The organism is Wolbachia endosymbiont of Kerria lacca, from assembly GCF_051602725.1.
Classification (GTDB): domain Bacteria; phylum Pseudomonadota; class Alphaproteobacteria; order Rickettsiales; family Anaplasmataceae; genus Wolbachia.
In genome coordinates, this window is record NZ_CP192272.1 from 39,017 (window position 1) to 56,839 (window position 17,823).

The 17,823-nt window shown below is 35.0% G+C and carries 13 protein-coding genes; 8 read left to right on the forward strand and 5 right to left on the reverse strand.

Annotated elements, in window-relative coordinates:
- Window positions 1-31: 31 nt before the first annotated feature.
- Window positions 32-2,482, reverse strand: coding sequence for a type I DNA topoisomerase (gene topA / locus ACQ4M0_RS00220; RefSeq protein WP_019236955.1), 2,451 nt, complete (start codon window positions 2,480-2,482; stop codon window positions 32-34).
- Between the two features lie 648 nt (window positions 2,483-3,130).
- On the opposite strand from topA, the gene ACQ4M0_RS00225 reads away from it, so the two are divergent.
- Both ACQ4M0_RS00225 and radA read left to right on the forward strand, forming a co-directional pair.
- Window positions 3,131-4,402 (forward strand): MFS transporter, encoded by a 1,272-nt coding sequence (locus tag ACQ4M0_RS00225; RefSeq protein ID WP_438456417.1) that lies wholly within the window; start codon window positions 3,131-3,133, stop codon window positions 4,400-4,402.
- Between the two features lie 66 nt (window positions 4,403-4,468).
- On the forward strand, window positions 4,469-5,812 hold the full coding sequence (radA, locus tag ACQ4M0_RS00230) for a DNA repair protein RadA (protein ID WP_019236958.1): 1,344 nt from the start codon (window positions 4,469-4,471) through the stop codon (window positions 5,810-5,812).
- A gap of 751 nt (window positions 5,813-6,563) precedes the next feature.
- On the opposite strand, the gene ftsY is transcribed toward radA, so the two are convergent.
- Window positions 6,564-7,475 (reverse strand): signal recognition particle-docking protein FtsY, encoded by a 912-nt coding sequence (gene ftsY / locus ACQ4M0_RS00235; RefSeq protein WP_019236959.1) that lies wholly within the window; start codon window positions 7,473-7,475, stop codon window positions 6,564-6,566.
- Between the two features lie 176 nt (window positions 7,476-7,651).
- Between ftsY and iscU the strand changes: the two genes are divergently transcribed.
- The 4 genes from iscU to ACQ4M0_RS00255 are packed head-to-tail and all read left to right on the forward strand — an operon-like array spanning window position 7,652 to window position 10,751.
- Entirely contained in the window at window positions 7,652-8,035 is a 384-nt protein-coding gene (gene iscU, locus ACQ4M0_RS00240) for a Fe-S cluster assembly scaffold IscU (protein ID WP_007302620.1), read from the forward strand.
- A 5-nt stretch (window positions 8,036-8,040) separates the two neighbouring features.
- Window positions 8,041-8,427, forward strand: coding sequence for a HesB/IscA family protein (locus tag ACQ4M0_RS00245; protein ID WP_006012614.1), 387 nt, complete (start codon window positions 8,041-8,043; stop codon window positions 8,425-8,427).
- Complete coding sequence (locus ACQ4M0_RS00250) at window positions 8,420-8,878, forward strand: iron-sulfur cluster co-chaperone HscB C-terminal domain-containing protein (protein ID WP_007302621.1); 459 nt, start codon at window positions 8,420-8,422, stop codon at window positions 8,876-8,878. Before ACQ4M0_RS00245 ends, ACQ4M0_RS00250 begins: the two co-directional genes overlap by 8 nt.
- Window positions 8,856-10,751 carry an Hsp70 family protein gene (locus ACQ4M0_RS00255; RefSeq protein WP_019236960.1) on the forward strand — a complete coding sequence of 632 codons (1,896 nt, stop codon included), beginning with the start codon at window positions 8,856-8,858 and terminating at the stop codon, window positions 10,749-10,751. Before ACQ4M0_RS00250 ends, ACQ4M0_RS00255 begins: the two co-directional genes overlap by 23 nt.
- Before the next feature lie 3 nt (window positions 10,752-10,754).
- On the opposite strand, the gene lepB is transcribed toward ACQ4M0_RS00255, so the two are convergent.
- Window positions 10,755-11,540 carry a signal peptidase I gene (lepB, locus tag ACQ4M0_RS00260; RefSeq protein WP_007302623.1) on the reverse strand — a complete coding sequence of 262 codons (786 nt, stop codon included), beginning with the start codon at window positions 11,538-11,540 and terminating at the stop codon, window positions 10,755-10,757.
- Window positions 11,541-11,739: 199 nt separating this feature from the next.
- Between lepB and ACQ4M0_RS00265 the strand changes: the two genes are divergently transcribed.
- On the forward strand, window positions 11,740-12,096 hold the full coding sequence (locus ACQ4M0_RS00265) for a TrbC/VirB2 family protein (protein ID WP_007302624.1): 357 nt from the start codon (window positions 11,740-11,742) through the stop codon (window positions 12,094-12,096).
- 2 nt (window positions 12,097-12,098) lie between these two features.
- Here the strand turns inward: ACQ4M0_RS00265 and ACQ4M0_RS00270 are convergent, their stop codons facing one another.
- Both ACQ4M0_RS00270 and ACQ4M0_RS00275 read right to left on the reverse strand, forming a co-directional pair.
- Window positions 12,099-13,097, reverse strand: a complete 999-nt coding sequence (locus tag ACQ4M0_RS00270) for a pyruvate dehydrogenase complex E1 component subunit beta (RefSeq protein WP_438456418.1) — start codon at window positions 13,095-13,097, stop codon at window positions 12,099-12,101.
- 61 nt (window positions 13,098-13,158) lie between these two features.
- Window positions 13,159-14,643: an ankyrin repeat domain-containing protein gene (locus ACQ4M0_RS00275; protein WP_438456419.1), complete on the reverse strand. Its 1,485-nt coding sequence runs from the start codon at window positions 14,641-14,643 to the stop codon at window positions 13,159-13,161.
- A gap of 325 nt (window positions 14,644-14,968) precedes the next feature.
- On the opposite strand from ACQ4M0_RS00275, the gene uvrA reads away from it, so the two are divergent.
- Complete coding sequence (uvrA, locus tag ACQ4M0_RS00280; protein WP_438456420.1) at window positions 14,969-17,782, forward strand: excinuclease ABC subunit UvrA; 2,814 nt, start codon at window positions 14,969-14,971, stop codon at window positions 17,780-17,782.
- The last annotated feature ends 41 nt before the right edge of the window (window positions 17,783-17,823 follow it).

Consider the following 17,823-nt stretch of genomic DNA (forward strand, 5'->3'; position numbering starts at 1 on the left):
ACAATAAAAAGCATATGGTTATGCAAGAAGTCTACTTTTTATTCTTAATTAACTCTAAAGCCTTCTTCAGATCTATACTTTCAATATCTGCATTCTTGCCCAACGCAACGTTTGTTTTACCGCATTTTATATAGAATCCGTACCTACCGTTGCAGATAAAAACTTCTTTTCCCTTTTCATTAAAACCAAGAGATTTTAGCTCTTTGCGTGGGCTGCTCTCAATAATTTGTATAGCTTCGTTTAATTGTGTGTCTAATACCTCCTTAGAGCTTTTTTTAAGAGAAAAGTATCGACCATCATAGAGAATATAGTACCCAAATCGTCCAAGACCTATTTTTACTTCTTTTCCAGTTTCAGGGTGCTCTCCGATTATTTTCGGCAGGGAAAGTAATCGAGTGGCGGTATTTAGATCAATATCATTAACATTTATATCTTTTGGTACAGAAATCTTTTTTTTCTTTTCTGACTCACTATTAAACTCCAGATAAAGTCCAAAAGGACCTTTTTTGATCATTACCTCTTGGCCTGTCATATCATCTATACCCAAACTTTTTGGATATTCTGAATTGTCATTACTGCCCGTAATTTCTTTTGTATGATTGCATGCAGGATAGTTAGAACATCCAAGAAACACACCGGCTTTTCCAAAATTTAATTTCAATATACCACCAGAGCAATTAGGACATTTTTTACCTATTTCTTCCTTTCCTTCCTCTGAGCAAAACCAATTGACTACCAAATCATGAATACCACTAAAAATCTCATCATGTGTCATTTGCTTAACAGAATTTACATGATTAAAAAATGGCACCCAAAAATAGCCTAGTTCTTTTTTCCAATCTGCATGTCCATTTGAGATTGAATCAAGCCTTTCTTCCATTTGTGCTGTAAAGTCATACTCTACACAACGCTGAAAAAAAGTTTCCAAAAATATAGTCACGATCTTACCGCGGCTGCTTGGAATAAATCTTTTGTTATCCAATGAAACATATTCACGATCTTGTAATACCGAAATAATTGTTGCATAAGTTGATGGGCGACCTATACCGACTTCTTCCATTTTTTTTACTATACTCGCTTCACTATAACGAGGTGGCGGTTGAGTAAAATGCTGTTTCGGATCAACAGAAATCAACTTGCACGCTTCCTCTTCCTTCATGGCAGGTAGCAGGCCTTCATTTTCGGCTTCTATGTTATCTTGATAAACTTTATAAAAACCATCAAAGAATATACTTGATCCACTTGCTCGCAGAATCACTTTCTGGTCAATAGAACTAATTTCAACTACCACTTGATCAAGAATCGCCGATTCCATTTGACTTGCGATGGTTCTTTTCCAGATTAAATCGTATAATTTAAATTGCTCTGGCGTTAAGTAATCCTTAATACTACCCGGTGTTCTATTAATATCAGTTGGCCGGATTGCTTCATGTGCTTCTTGAGCATTTTTGACCTTTTTTACATATTTACGAGGAGACTGCGGTAAATATTTATCACCATATAATGACTTAATTGATCCCCTGATTGAGTTTATAGCCTCATCTGCAATATGAAACCCATCTGTACGCATGTAAGTTATCAACCCTACGGTTTCACCACCAATATTGATACCTTCATATAAATTTTGCGCTACTCGCATAACATTTTTCACATTAAAATACAGTTTATTCACTGCATCTTGCTGAAGACTTGAGGTGATAAATGGAGGAAGCGGGTTTCTCTTAACTTGCTTGCGTTCTACTGTGCTTACAGCATACTGCCTTGACTCGATCTCCCTGACTAAGTTCTTTGCCTCTTCTTCATTCTTAATATCAAATTTTTCTAGCTTTTTATTGTCATAGTGGCTTAGCATAGCAAAAAAAGCCTCATCTTTGCTATTTTGCATTTCTGCCTTTATGCTCCAATACTCCTGTGTTATAAATTTACTAATTTCATCTTCTCGTTCGCATATAAGCTTTAATGCAACAGACTGCACTCGCCCTGCAGATTTGCTTCCCGACAATTTTGTCCACAGCAGCGGTGACAAGCTAAATCCAACTAGATAATCCAAAGCTCTGCGTGCTTGCTGTGCACGCACTAAGTCCATATTAATTTCACGTGGATTTTTTATAGCTTCTTGCACTGCTCTTTTTGTTATTTCGTTAAAGACTACTCTATGAATGTTACTTTCATCATTGATTGCTTTTCTTTCCTTTAGTGCCTCTATCACATTCCAAGCTATTGCTTCCCCTTCTCTGTCTGGATCTGTTGCAAGGTATATATCTGATGTTTTACTAGCTTCCTTGACTAACTCTTTTACATACTTTTCTGCTTTTTCAATAATCTCATACTTCATGGCAAAGTCATTATCAGGATCAACAGAACCATTCTTCGCTGGCAGATCTCTGACGTGGCCAAAAGATGCAGCCACTTTGAATTCTTTACTCAAATATTTACCTATCGTCTTTGCCTTTGCTGGCGACTCAACTATTAATAATGCCATAATTATTAGTACTTAAAGGTAATATGTTGAAATATATAGAATAAAAAGTAAAAAAATATTTTAATGGTCTTTCCAATTTTTCTAAGTAATTGTTTGATGTTCGCAAAAAAACTAATGAAAGAACCTGCTTTATAAATTTTTTCAACTCCCTTACCATAAGGATAACGCTATACTATTTATCTTCGTCTGTGCAGATTAAACGACAAAAGCATAACGCAGTTGTCGTCTTATTTTTAATTTTTTGCACTATGTGCATCTTATTTCTTTACAAAACTTCCAGTTTTTTAACCATATAAGCTGAAACGGGCTGTTTAAGACAGGCCAATTTTCAGGATTAGAGCTAGCTAATAGGGGGTTTCTTTTGTCTTTTTTCTACTTGGTAAATTTCTTGATATTTGTAGCTAAAGTAATTTAAGAGAGGTGTCATCCCAGTGTCGGAGCACTGGGATGACAAGAAAAGGAGTACTGGAATGACACATTCCACCATGTCATTCCAGCGGATGACCAGATTTTTTTATTTGATCCCAGACTGGCTGGTTATGCAAGTTCCAATTTTAATAATATTTACATATAAGCCATACGCTTGAGTTGCAAAGTTCTAAAAAGCAGCCAAAATAAAAATAAGCAGACATTTACAAATTAAACTAAGTGTACAATCAACAAACAAGAGTATTGATTGCAACAATACTCTGTAGAATCGCAATATGGTATGACCATATGCTCTTTATTGATCTGGTTAATATAATTAGTAGAGAATTTTGTTATGCAAAAGATATCTACTACAGCATATTGCAATTGTTTGGAATTGCAGGACTGGGTGCAATGGTAAGACCACTTGGTGCATCTGTATTTGGTCACATTGGTGATAGGTATGGAAGGAGAATGGCGTTAACGATTGCTATCTTGCTAATATCGATTCCTTCTAGTCTCGTTGCGTTTATTCCAAGTTATAGTAAAATAGGAATAACCTCTAGTATGTTGCTTCTTACAATCCATCTGATACAAGGGGTTGCACTTGGCGCTGAGCAAGGAGGTAGCTCTGTTTATCTCATAGAGCATTTACCTAATAAGAAAAAACTAGGAATGTTTTTTGGAATAATAAGTTTTGGTCGCTCTATTGGCATATTGCTCTCTGTGGTTGCAGTGATCATCTGTAAAAAAACCACTGATTTTAACGCTTGGGGTTGGAGGCTGCCGTTTATTTTTTCAGCCATTTTAGGATTAATAAGCGCATATAGTATATATACACTAGGAGAAACTCCAGTGTATGAAAAAAATCGAGAACAAAGAAATTTACCTAATTTACCAATAATAGAGCTTACAAAACGCTATAAAAGAGCCCTGATACTTGCCATTTTAATATCTGTACCTGTTAATGTTGCTGTTGGATTTACCATATTTCTTAGAACAATTGCAAAAGAAATAGTGTCTGTTGAAACTTATGTAACAACGTATGTCAACGAAGTTGTACTCATTATAACCAGTATATTAATGCCGATATCTTCAATAATGCTTGGAATTTTAGCTGATAAAACAGGGAGAGAACGCACTGCAATCTTATTTATAGTGATAACAATGGTATTATGTTGTCCTATGTTATCTATTGCATATTACTATAAAAGCTATCTTATAATCATGTTGAGTGTTATGGCTCTTTCTATAATCGAGAGGGGTATTAATCCTATAGGGATAGTTACTGCTGAGCTTTTTCCTACTAATGTTAGATTTAGTGGTGTGAGTTTATCACGTAACATTTCTTATGCCCTGCATGGTGGATTTACTCCTATGATATGCACTGGGTTTACTATAATGTTTCCTAAAATAGACTTTGCTGCTGGGCTTTATGTAATTTTTTGCTTATTAGTCAGCTTAGTAGCAATATTGCAAATAAAACCACAAGATAAAAAGTGTGATTGGTAATTTTCTCTATTTAAATTTATTTCACTTATTTAGCTAATTTTTATTAGAATTATAATTTTGGCTTTTATGAAAACTGCATACGTATGTCAATTCTGCGGTCATAGCACTGGAAGGTGGGTAGGAAGGTGTATTGCATGTGACAGTTGGGATACGGTTGTCGAAGAAATAGTACTAAAAACAGAAACGAGAAGTACATCTGCACCAATTTCAATAAAAGCGTTATCAGATAGTGAAATTATTACCCCCGATCGTTTTTTAACAGGAATAGAAGAGTTAGATAGAGTTTTTGGTGGAGGTATCGTTCAAGGTGCTAGCATTTTAATTGGTGGTGAACCTGGAATTGGCAAATCTACTCTTTTGCTTAGGATTGCAGCTAATGTTGTACAACTTTCCTCTTTTGAATGTCTTTATGTATCTGGCGAGGAATCTTTAGAGCAAGTGAGCCTCAGAGCAAAGCGTCTTAAGATAAATGAACCTAAAATTAAGCTTTTATCTACAGTATCTTTAACTGATGTAGTAGCAACAATAAGGAAAAATAAAAGTATTAAGTTCTTGATAATTGATTCTATACAAACTATGTATGATAGCAAAGTCACATCAGCACCAGGAACTGTAACTCAAGTCCGTACCTGCGCTCATGAATTGACTGTTCTTGCAAAGCAATATAGTGTTTCTCTCTTAATAGTTGGCCATATAACGAAAGATGGACAAATAGCAGGACCTAAAACCCTGGAGCATATGGTAGATACAGTACTATATTTTGAGGGTGAAAATAGTAATCAATATCGCATTTTACGCACTATTAAAAATAGATTTGGCCCTGCAAATGAAATTGGTGTTTTTGAGATGTCTGAAGCAGGACTCATGCCTGTTGATAATCCATCATCATTATTCTTGACCGTACATGATAGAGAAGTAGTTGGCAGCGCCGTATTTGCAGGAGTTGAAGGCTCAAGACCAATCTTAATGGAAGTGCAAGCATTAATAGCAAGGACTAATATGGCAACTCCAAGAAGAGCAGTAGTTGGTTGGGATATTAATAGATTAGCTATGATAATCGCGGTTCTAAGTGCTCGTTGTAAAATGTTTTTGCATGATAAAGAAGTATACCTAAACATTGCGGGAGGACTCAAAATACAGGAACCATCAGCTGATCTTGCTGTTGCTGCTTCCCTTATTTCAAGTTTAGTAAATTTACCGCTACTAACTTCTTCAATAATCTGCGGTGAAGTTGCACTTTCAGGAGAAATTAGAAATGTTTCGCATGCTGATCTCAGACTAAGGGAAGCACAAAAGTTAGGATTTAAAAAAGCGATTATGCCTAAAAATGGCAATTATTCTTCTCATGATATTGAGATAATTAAGCTTGGTCATATAAAAGAGTTAAAAGAGGTCTTCAATCACAATTAAATATTATCTGCATGAACATTTTGCTTGTGGGAAGGGTGTCATCCCAGCTTCCATAATGTCATCTGAGTAGGTGACACTGGCTTCTTTTTTTACTGTTTTTACTGTAATTAAAAATTCATTGGATCTTGATTATATATTTCCTCTGCTATAAGCAATAATTTTTCGCTCTCATCAAAGAGACTTTTTGCGCTAGCTGCTAATTTCTCACTAATTTGTGGTAGACATTGTCATAATATACTCCTTAAATTTTTAAAATATATTTATGTTGGTATACAAGTATCAATATTACATTAATATAATTGCTTTTTAGGCATGAGTGACAAGCTGAAGTGGTTTTTAATTACTCAAAAAACAGAAACGTTTCTATTTCCTACACTTTCTAAAACCATAGGCGCCCATTATTAGCTAAAGTAAAGGTCAAGTATCTGGAATTCTGGACATAAAATCCTCCTGTGTAAAAAAGAGTTAGAAAAAAAATGCAGTGCACATACGACAGATATACACTGAAGAATACATTTTTTAATAAGTTTGATTAAAAAGTCTGCAGACTAAAGATAGATTTTGAGCTCTTAAAATATCTCTATTTGTAATTATAATGAGATTGAAAATATGCGGAAGTAATTTTTATACGTTAACGGCTCACCCAACCCAATAATCACTTGCAACCAGCGTCACATGCTGGAATGAGACCATCTAAAAACGGCTTCTCATGATAATTAAGCTTGGTCATATGAGAAAATTAAAGAGATCTTCAATCACATTTAAACAGCGCTTCAGCAAACTCTTTGCCAGTAAATTCCCTCAGGTCTTCTATACTTTCACCAATTCCTATAGCGTGTAATTTCACCTTATAAGCTTCTGCAAGCCCAATCACTACTCCACCTTTGGCAGTACCATCTAGCTTTGTTACAATTAACCCGGTAACACCAACCATTTTACTAAAGGCCTCTAATTGGCTATAAGCATTTTGGCCAGTAGTTGCATCAAGAACCAAAATAACATCATGAGGAGCAGTATCATCCAATTTCTTTATCGTTCTATGTATTTTTGACAGCTCTTGCATGAGATTTACATTGTTTTGTAGCCTTCCTGCTGTATCAATTAAAACAACATCAACGCTATCTTTTATCGCTTGATTTACAGCTCTATATGCCACACTTGCAGAATCGCTACCGTGTTCTCCAGTAACAATAGAGCAATCAGAACGTTCTGCCCAAATATTTAATTGCTCACTCGCAGCAGCTCTGAATGTGTCGCACGCAACAAGCATAACGGATTTTCCTTTTTCCTTATATTTATAGGCAAGTTTACCTATAGTTGTAGTTTTTCCATTACCATTCACTCCGCACACCATTATTATGTGTGGTTTTTTATTCAAAATGAGCGGCTGCACAACAGGGTTTAATATTGTTTCTATTTCGCTCATTAACTGCTGTGTGATAATGTTATGTTCAACTTCTGATTCAAATTTGATACTTGCGAGCTTATCAATAAGCAATCTAGAAGTTTTATGACCTATATCCATGCTAATCAGCAGCTCTTCCAGATCATCTAAAAGCGACTGATCTAATTTTTTTTTGCCAGAAAAAATATTTTTTACTCCATCACTAAAACGGGAGGAGGTTTTTAATAGTCCTTGATAAAGATTACTGAATAAACTCAAGAAATACTCCTTTCAAAATTACCATATAAAGAATGACATGCACTATATGTATTTGTAAAGTAAATACACTCGTAACCTATATATTTTGTGAGTAAAATGTACTGCTTGCTAGTGTATTTTACTTTAGTTTTTAACCTAAATATGTTATAATGTAAGTAATGGTTTACGGGTAATCTATGAGTTATAATGAGAAAATTTTAGATCATTACGAAAATCCAAGGAATGTTGGTTCTCTGGATAAAAATGATCCAAATGTTGGTACTGGTTTAGTTGGTGCACCATCATGCGGAGATGTAATGAAACTGCAAATAAAGGTCAACGATAAAGGTGTTATTGAAGACGCAAAATTTAAAACTTTTGGTTGTGGTTCTGCTATAGCTTCAAGTTCTTTGCTTACAGAAATGATCAAAGGAAAAACTATTGAGAATGTAACAAAGATAAAGAATACTCAAATAGTGGAAGAATTGTCTTTGCCGCCAGTAAAGATACACTGTTCAGTACTTGCTGAGGATGCTATAAAAGCTGCTATTCATGATTATCAAAATAAACAAAAACATTGAGGAATATGAGTGAATTTCAAGGAGTAAATTCTGTTAAAAAACCTATCACTCTAACTGCAAATGCAGTAGAGAGGGTAAGGTTTTTATTGGACAAAAAGAAGCATGCTAACCTTGAAGAAGCAATAGGAATAAGAGTTCTAATTAAGCAAAAAGGATGCTCTGGTTTAAAATATGATATTGAGTATGCATATGATGTTCGTCCTTTGGAGTCGGTAATTGAAGAAAGCTGCAGTGATGATCAAAAAGTCAAGGTGCTGATCGATCCAAAATCTATCATGTTTATCCTTGGCTCTGAAATGGATTATGTAGAGGAAAAATTCTCATCAGGTTTTATTTTCAAAAATCCTAATGAGAAAGGAAAATGTGGTTGTGGAGAGAGTTTTCATGTCTAGCAACCATTTCACATTATTTGGAATTGAACCGGCTTTTAACATCAGCTTTGATGAGCTGGAGAAAAAATATATTGAGCTAAGCAAAACTGATATAAATGAAAGAGAGTCCAAAAGTATGGAAAATATCAACAAAGCTTATCAGGTACTGAAGTCACCGCTAAAGCGTGCCGAACATTTGTTGGATCTTTTTGACGTAAAAAGCAAAAAAGAGCATCTTGATCCTGAAATATTAAATGAATCAATGGAAATAAGAGAATACTTTCTAGACTGCGATGATTTACAATTTGCAAGTAGGATGATTGATGAAAAGGTAAAAGATTGTACTAAAAACCTAATTAATGCTTTTGCTACAAAAAATTTTGATGAAGCTGCTACGCAAGTTTTTAGATTGAGATATTTATATAAGTCATTTGAGGAGATAAAGGAAAATGCGGCCAGTTCAAATTTCTGAACCAAGTTTAAATGAGGTAGTTTTTGGTATAGATCTTGGAACTACTAACTCTTTAATTGCCATGGTAAATAAAGCTGGCAATGTAGAAATATTTAAAGATGAGCAAGGTCGTGAACTATTACCTTCTGTCATTTCATATGAAAAGGATGTACTAAAAGTAGGCTACGATGTTGGCGAAAACGCTATCTGCTCTATAAAACGCTTAATGGGTAAAAGTGTTAAAGACTTGCATAAAGAAGGTATCAATTGTGAAATAGATAACGAAAGTGAAAAAGTTATTAGGGTAAAATGCTCAGAAGAAAAGTATCTCACTCCTATTGAGATCTCTGCTGAGATACTAAAAACTCTATGCAAGAGGGTAAAAAAATTCACAGGGATGAAAGTTAACAAAGCAGTGATTACTGTACCAGCTTATTTTGATGATTCAGCACGTAACGCAACCAAATATGCAGCAAAATTAGCTGGCATAGATGTTCTTCGCCTCATTAATGAACCAACCGCTGCAGCACTTTCTTACTCCATTGAAAAGAACAATAACAGTGGCATATATGCAGTTTATGACCTCGGTGGTGGAACATTTGACATTTCAATATTAAAATTACATCAAGGAGTGTTTCAAGTTCTTGCAGTTGGTGGTGATACTAAACTTGGTGGTGATGATTTTGATCATCTACTTAGTTTAATCGTGCTTGAAAAGTATAGAGAACAGGTAGGTTTAAATAAAAAATGCTCTAGTGTCATCCCAGTGCTCCGACACTGGGATCCAGAAAGTTTGATTGCAAGTGAACACACCAGAAAGTTATATAATAAGAACTGGATTCCAGTGTCAAGCACTGCACCATCTGATACAACTACCTACAAATTACAACATTCATACACTAAAACTGGTATCTGCAATATACGTGCTATAAAAGAGTACCTAAGTGAAGATACCTCTGGCACTTTTGAATTCAGCATCAATGGTGAATTATTTAAGTGCAAAATTACCAAAGAAGAATTCGAGCAAGCAATCAGTCCTTTGGTTAATAAGACTATAAATATAGTTACTCGTACTATAAGCAACATAGATCTTAAAATCGATGATATAAAAGGGGTAATTTTAGTTGGTGGCGCAACTAGAGTGCCATTAGTGCAAAATTCACTAATCAAACTCTTTGGCAATAAAGTGCTGAATGATGTGGATCCGGACAAAGCAGTTGCCAATGGGGCAGCTTTGCAGGCTCATTATTTAACTTCAAACTCAAAAGATAGGAATATTCTCCTTGATGTGCTGCCTTTATCACTTGGCATAGAAACTATGGGGGGAATAGTTGAAAAAATTATACCAAGAAATACACCACTACCAGTTTCAGAAATAAAAGAGTTTACAACTTACGCTAACGGGCAAACAGCAATGAAAATTCACGTTTGTCAAGGAGAACGTGAAATGATAAAAGATAATAAATCTCTAGCACGATTTGAACTCAAAGGTATACCACAATTGCCTGCAGGTTCTGCAAAAGTTGAAATAGGATTTACAGTTAGCATTGATGGAATATTGACTGTCACTGCAAGAGAAAAAACTACTGGAGTCGAACAGACAGTTAAAATAAATTCAAGCTCTGGCTTAAATGAAGAAGATATTCAAGATATGGTCAATCAGTCAGTAAGTAACTTTGATGAAGACATGAAGGCTCGTTCCCTTGCAGAGGCTAAAATTAACGGTAACAAGCTCATACATCTAGTTGAAAATGTTTCCACTGAGCAAAAGTTAAAAATTTTACTACAGAACGCAAAAGACGCTTTACAGGAAAATGACTTAGACAACATTAATAATGCTATCTCTGAGTTAGAAAACTCTGCTTTAGAATTATGCGAATCAGCAGACAGATAGAGTTCATACAACTTTGTGAAGTACCCTGTCAAATCTCAGAGCAATAGGTAACCTAAAATCAAACGGCAACCAATCAACTTTGCCTAATTTAAACGATAAACCAACCATGCTTACGCGTCCAACTATATTTTCAGTTGGTATTAACCCAATTTCAGAAAACCTGCTATCAAAAGAATTATTTCTATTGTCTCCCATAACAAAAAATTGATCATCAGGCACATAATAAACTGGAGTATTGTATGATAACTTATTAGAAAGATTATCTATTAGAATTTCATGCTCCTTGCCGCTCGGGAGTGTTTCGATGTATCTTGCTATATTACGCTTTGACTCATAATCAAAAAAATTTTCAATTTGTCTTCGCTTTACTTTCTGATCATTTAAATATAACTCCCCCTCTATCATTTGCACTTTATCGCCCGGTATTCCTATTACCCGCTTAACAAATCTAATGCTGTCATTTCTTGTAGGCTTGAAAACTATTATATCACCACGCTCCGGAGGGGTATAAAAGATTCTACCGCTAAAGATGTTTGGAGAAAATGGAAAAGAGTGTTTACTATAACCATATGAATATTTACTAGTAAAAATATAATCTCCCTCAAGTAGAGTGCTTTTCATTGAACCAGAAGGAATATGAAATGGCTCAAATAAAAAACTACGTATTGATAGCGCAATTAGTAGCAAAAAAAACAGTGAAGATAAAAACTTTCTCGTTCTTGCTATCCGGTTCTCTCTCAATTCTTTCAATTTTATTTTCTTTATAAATTTAAGCTTATCATAACACATAAAAGTGGTAATGTGAAATTTTACTCATGGGTGTTATTGCTCTTTTTCGAAAGTCGAAATAAGCTCTCAAGTAATTGACAGTGATTGATAACCAATAGACATCATTTGCTATGCAATATTGTATAAATCACAATGCTAGTTTTACTAAAAATTATACTATTTTAGATATAATTATAGTATTTAAACTTAAGGTATAGGGATGAACCCTACAATTAGAAAGGTTTTTTGTATTCTACTTATAGTATTATTTATTTCTTTTTCTCATGTTGGAAGTGCTGCTAACTCTAATGACGATACAACTGCTCAAGTAATATGTAATATTATTGGCTACGTTTGGGGAATAGGTGGACCGCTTATGACCGTAGTGATAATAGGAGCAGCTTTACTTGCAATATTTGGTAGAATGCCGTGGCCTGCTCTTTTCGCCCTCGGTGTATTTTGCGCTGTGTTTTTTGGCGCTAAAACTATTGTCATAAAAGTAATGGGTGGTATAAACTCTACAAATGCCTCTTTTATGGAAGAATGTGGAACGGGAGATAAAAAAAAGAGTCAATAGGACTATTTCTTTCTAAAGCAGACTTGGTGCACAGCTTCAACTATATCTTCCACTTGTGGTAATGCTTTCTTTTCTAGGTTTGCAGCATAAGGTAAGGGGACATCCTTGCCGGTTACCCGTACAACCGGAGCGTCAAGGTAGTCAAATCCTTGTTCCATAACCATGGCTGAGAGTTCTGCTCCTATTCCTGCAAATGGCCAACCCTCTTCTATGCTTACTAATCTATTGGTCTTCTTAATAGAGTTAATAACTGTTTCAGTGTCAAGTGGTCTTAAGGTTCTGAGGTCGATAACTTCAGCTTCTATTCCTTCACTAGAGAGTAAATCTGCTGCATTTAATGCATCCATTAATTTCAATGAGAAAGCAGTAATAGTTACATCCTTTCCTTCCCGTATAATAGCGGCTTTGCCTATCTCAAGTAGATAATCTTTATTTGATAGCTCAGAATCAGGAATCTCATGCTCATGTCCGTAAGCAATCTCATTTTCTAGAAATATTACTGGATTTGGATCACGAATTGCAGCTTTAAGCAGACCTCTGCAATCAGAGGCAAAGTAAGGTGCTATTACTTTCAAACCTGGAACATGCGAATACCAAGATGCAAAGCACTGAGAATGTTGTGCGGCAACTCTTGCCGCAGCTCCATTTGGTCCACGAAACACTATAGGGCATCCAAGTTGTCCACCTGACATATAATTTGTTTTTGTTGCGGAATTCACAATTTGGTCAATAGCTTGCATAGAAAAATTAAAAGTCATAAACTCAACAATAGGTTTGAGCCCAGCAAACGCTGCTCCAACAGCAAGACCAGCAAATCCATGTTCGGTAATAGGTGTATCAACTACCCTATTTTCTCCGAACTCTTTCAGTAATCCTTTTGTTACTTTATAAGCACCATCATACTCTGCAACTTCTTCACCCATGATCAATACATCATGGTCATTTTGCATTTCTTCTCTGATTGCCGTGCATAACGCTTCTCTTACACTTAAGCTTGCCATTTGTAAATCTGTAAATTTCAACTGAAGTAACTATATCAAAATTACCAGGAAGTGCACAAGTTTAAGTTTTACAAACATCATGTTGCATCAAGCCTTGAATACTTACTTCTTTTAATTCACTAGGTTTCGTTGATATTACATATGTAACTCCACTGACTATTAATGAAGACATCATAGAAGTTGCAATCATCAATAGAATTGGTAATTGGAAAGCTATACTAAAGGCAACACCTACTGTCAACATAGTTACAAAATTTACAGAAGCAATTTTTAAGAAAGACAGTTGTCCTTTTTCTGTTTTTTTTAGTAATACTTTATTTGCTTTGGTTTTACTTAATTCACTATTAAGTGTTGTATTCTCGTTTTCCATATCTTTTATTTTTTGCTTTAGTGATTGATTCTCTTTGTTGAGCTTGCTAAGTTCTTCCAACTTAATCTTATGTTCATTTAAATCATTAGAGTGATGACCTTTTATTTTTTCTAATTCACTATTAAGAGTTGTATTTTTACTTTTTAGATCTTGTATTTGTTGTTTTAGTGATTGATTCTCTTCACTGAGCTTATCAAGTATTTCTAACCGAGTCTCATGTTCAGCTACGTCACTCTTTAATTTTTCTGATTCTTTCTCAACATGTTTTAATTCTTTACATGACTTTTCTAACTTCCGAATTTGGCTATCTTCTAACTGAACTTGAGTTTGCAGACTTTCTAAAATTTGGTCATCAACTTCATTAGCTGCTCCGTCTTGATTTATTTCGGAGTAGGAAGAAGTATCAAATGTAGCCTCAGACTCTAGAGCGCTGTCGTCACTACTAACACTTTCACCAGTAATAGAATGAGAAGCGATTTGCTCACTCTGAATATTATCATTATTCTCTTTCCTTCTTTCATTCCACATTTGTATTTCCACTGCTATTGATTTTTCTCTATCATTTCCTAATTCAGTAATTCCATTCACAAATGAACTGACTCGAGTTATATTATCATTCTGAGATGAGTGGTCACAACTTCCTTCTCCAACTTGGATGTGAAAGCCTTTTATCTTCTTTCGCGAATGATTTTCTTCTGCTTCCTCTAACATTTGTACTATCGCTCCCTTATTTTCTGTATTACCTACCACCTCCCTTGGAGTCTTGTTTTTACTTTTTAATGAAGGATTCACTCGATCATCACTTAGTAGTTGTTTTACCATGCTTTCATGTCCACAAGAAGTAGCAATATACAAAGCAGTTAGTCCATCATTTTTAGAACCATCTTTTACTCGAGCGCTAACACTTGCTTTCTTTTTTAGTAAAAGTTCCACTATTAACATATTGTTGCATGCTGTAGCAAGATGTAACAACGTCCAATCTTCTGCAGCTTCTTCTGAAATTTTTATACTAAATTGATGTTCTTTACTAAAATTTCTACTAAACTTGTTGTACTCTCCTGCATCTTTTCCTTTTAACTCATTCTTTATTTTTTCAAGTAAATTATCTTCATCCAAATCGCTACTTTCACCTACCTCATTTATTATTTCAAAAAACTTCTCCTTCTCTATTGCCATAACCTTTCCCTCTAAATTTATTTTTATCGCTGCATGATCTCACAAAAAAGTTAAATTTATCAAAATTCTATATTTTATATAAAATAAAATTTGCTGTTTCCAAGAATTGGTAAGCATGTTTTTGATGAGATTGTAGAAAACATACTTTTATGACACCATTTGTTGTACGAACTAACTTGGCGAAAACAGATGTTTATATAGTTGTGTGGCAAAATGTTTTGCACTAGTTGTGCTATCTCGTTTTCCGTAATAGTTGAAAAAATTAGTAGAAAGTTGTTGTAAGTTTATGTATTTTGAGGCTGTAATGGTCAAAGGTACATGAAGTATGATCAGAGTTAAAGGTGCAAGAGAGCATAATTTGCAGGGTATTGATGTCGATATACCAAAAAATAAGTTAGTTGTTATAACTGGACTAAGTGGTTCTGGTAAGTCTAGCCTCGCATTCGATACGATTTATGCAGAAGGCCAACGCCGATACGTCGAAAGTCTATCGGCTTATGCACGTCAATTTCTTAATATTCAAGATAAACCAGATATTGAGTCAATCACAGGCCTCTCTCCTGCAATATCAATTAATCAAAAGTCGATCTCAAAAAATCCAAGATCAACTGTTGGAACCGTTACTGAAATTTACGATTATGTACGTTTGATATATGCACGAGTGGGAATACCTTATTCGCCTGTAACTGGGTTGCCAATAACGAAACAGGCTGTATCTCAAATTGTAGATACTATTATAGCATTACCTTTAGAAACTAAAATATATATACTTGCTCCTATTGTGCGTGGCAGAAAAGGAGAGCACTTCAAAGAGATATTGGAAATTAAAAAGCAGGGTTACGTGAGACTAAAAATAGATGGTGAAACATACAATATAGATGACTTGCCTAAACTCGATAAAAACAAGAAACATGATATTTTTGTTATTGCAGATAGAATCTCCATATCAGATGATATAGGAAATCGACTACCAAGCAGTGTAGAATCAGCATTGAGGCTAGGCCATGGCTTAATGTATGCAGAAATAGTGAACTTACCTGATAACCACAGTTCCGAGTATAAAAATGGTCAAACTTTAACTTTCTCAGAGAATTTTGCATGTCCTGAGTCTGGCTTTACTCTTGAAGAAATAGAGCCAAGATTGTTTTCTTTTAACAGCCCCTACGGTGCATGCAGTTCATGCAATGGGCTCGGTAAAAAACTAAGTGTTGATGCAAAGCTAATAGTGCCAGATGAAACGCTCTCGATATCTGAAGGTGCTTTAAAGCCAATTGGATCAATATTCCGTCAAGTGCATACAAACTATGGATTGCTAAAAAATGCAATTCTATCACTGGCTGAAAATTGCAAATTTAGCCTTGATGTTCCGTGGAAGAATATAGACCAAAAAGTGAAGGATTTAATACTTTTTGGCTCTAGAGAAATGAAATTTCAAGGTTTGGTCAGTATCCTAGAACGCCAGATGGATTACGATTCATCACTTATTGATAGGTATTGTTCTGTTACTGACTGCAAAGAATGTGCTGGCTATAGATTGAGAAAAGAAGCACTTACAGTGAAAATTGACGAAAAACATATAGGTGAAATATCAAGGCTCAGCATCGATGAATCCCTTAAGTGGTTTGGAAATTTATCAGACAAACTTACAGAACAACAAAGGCAAATTTCAAATAAAATATTAAACGAAATAATCAAAAGGCTGACATTTTTAAAGAATGTAGGGCTAAATTACCTTACACTTGACCGTGAATCTAGCACTCTCTCTGGTGGTGAAAGCCAGAGGATCAGGCTTGCTTCGCAAATTGGCTCTGGTTTAACAGGAGTGCTATACGTGCTTGATGAGCCCTCAATTGGCCTTCATCAATGTGATAATGATCGATTAATTACCACACTTAAAAATCTGAGAGACATGGGTAATACTGTGATTGTTGTTGAACATGATGAAGATACAATAATGGCTGCTGATTATGTGATTGATATTGGTCCTGGAGCTGGCGTGAATGGAGGAAAAATCGTTGCAGAAGGAACACCAGATCAGGTACAAAAAAATTCAGAAAGCATAACAGGACAGTATTTAAGTGGAAAGAAGGAAATTTCAATTTCAAAAAGAAGAAAGCAAACAACTCAGTTCATAAAGGTAGTTAATGCTTGTGAGAACAACTTAAAAAATATAAATGTTGAATTTCCTATAGGGAATTTTATTTGTGTTACTGGAATATCAGGAGGAGGGAAATCAAGTTTAGTGATAGAAACATTATATAAATACTCAGCACACAAGATAAATCATTCATCTGCAAGGCATGGTCAATGCGACAAAATAGAAGGCCTTGAGTATATAGATAAAATTATAGAAGTTGATCAATCGCCAATTGGTAGGACCCCAGCATCAAATCCAGCAACATATGTTGGTATGTTTACTCACATCAGAAATTGGTTTGCAGGTCTTCCAGAGTCGAAGGCACGAGGTTACAATATAGGCCGATTTTCATTTAATACCAAGGGAGGAAGATGTGAAGCTTGTAAAGGTGATGGGCATTTAAAGATCGAGATGCATTTCCTACCGGACGTTTATGTGAAATGTGAGCAATGTAGAGGACAGAGGTATAACCGAGAAACATTGGAAGTTACTTACAAGGGAAAATCAATTTCTGATGTGCTTGATATGACAATAGATCAAGCATGTGACTTTTTTGAAAATCTTCCAATGATAAAGGAAAAGTTGATTTCTTTACAGGAAGTAGGGCTTGGCTATATAACGCTTGGACAGTCGTCAACAACGTTGTCCGGGGGTGAAGCACAACGAATAAAGCTGTCTAAGGAACTATCAAAGCGATTTACCGGGAAAACATTGTATATTCTCGATGAGCCAACAACTGGGTTACATTTTGAAGATGTAAATAATTTACTGAAAATACTCCATAGGCTAGTTGATTTAGGAAATACTGTTATAGTTATTGAGCACAATTTACATGTTATAAAAACTGCTGATTACATAATAGATATTGGTCCAGAGGGTGGAGTAAAAGGTGGCGAAGTGGTTGCTGTAGGAACTCCAGAAAAAGTTGCACAGACTCCAAAAAGCGTTACAGGCAAGTATCTTAAAACATATTTATTGGATCAAGTATCGACTATTTCTTAATAATTAGGTTATGAGGAGCATTTTAAAAGGTATACCTAACA

Excerpts from the sequence above, each read along its gene's own strand:
- topA (WP_019236955.1), bottom strand. The coding sequence starts at position 2,482 with ATGGCATTATTAATAGTTGAGTCGCCAGCAAAGGCAAAGACGATAGGT.
- ACQ4M0_RS00265 (WP_007302624.1), top strand. The coding sequence starts at position 11,740 with ATGAACCCTACAATTAGAAAGGTTTTTTGTATTCTACTTATAGTATTA.
- ACQ4M0_RS00255 (WP_019236960.1), top strand. The coding sequence starts at position 8,856 with ATGCGGCCAGTTCAAATTTCTGAACCAAGTTTAAATGAGGTAGTTTTT.
- uvrA (WP_438456420.1), top strand. The coding sequence starts at position 14,969 with ATGATCAGAGTTAAAGGTGCAAGAGAGCATAATTTGCAGGGTATTGAT.
- iscU (WP_007302620.1), top strand. The coding sequence starts at position 7,652 with ATGAGTTATAATGAGAAAATTTTAGATCATTACGAAAATCCAAGGAAT.
- ACQ4M0_RS00270 (WP_438456418.1), bottom strand. The coding sequence starts at position 13,097 with ATGGCAAGCTTAAGTGTAAGAGAAGCGTTATGCACGGCAATCAGAGAA.
- lepB (WP_007302623.1), bottom strand. The coding sequence starts at position 11,540 with ATGTGTTATGATAAGCTTAAATTTATAAAGAAAATAAAATTGAAAGAA.
- radA (WP_019236958.1), top strand. The coding sequence starts at position 4,469 with ATGAAAACTGCATACGTATGTCAATTCTGCGGTCATAGCACTGGAAGG.
- ACQ4M0_RS00250 (WP_007302621.1), top strand. The coding sequence starts at position 8,420 with ATGTCTAGCAACCATTTCACATTATTTGGAATTGAACCGGCTTTTAAC.
- ACQ4M0_RS00245 (WP_006012614.1), top strand. The coding sequence starts at position 8,041 with ATGAGTGAATTTCAAGGAGTAAATTCTGTTAAAAAACCTATCACTCTA.
- ACQ4M0_RS00275 (WP_438456419.1), bottom strand. The coding sequence starts at position 14,643 with ATGGCAATAGAGAAGGAGAAGTTTTTTGAAATAATAAATGAGGTAGGT.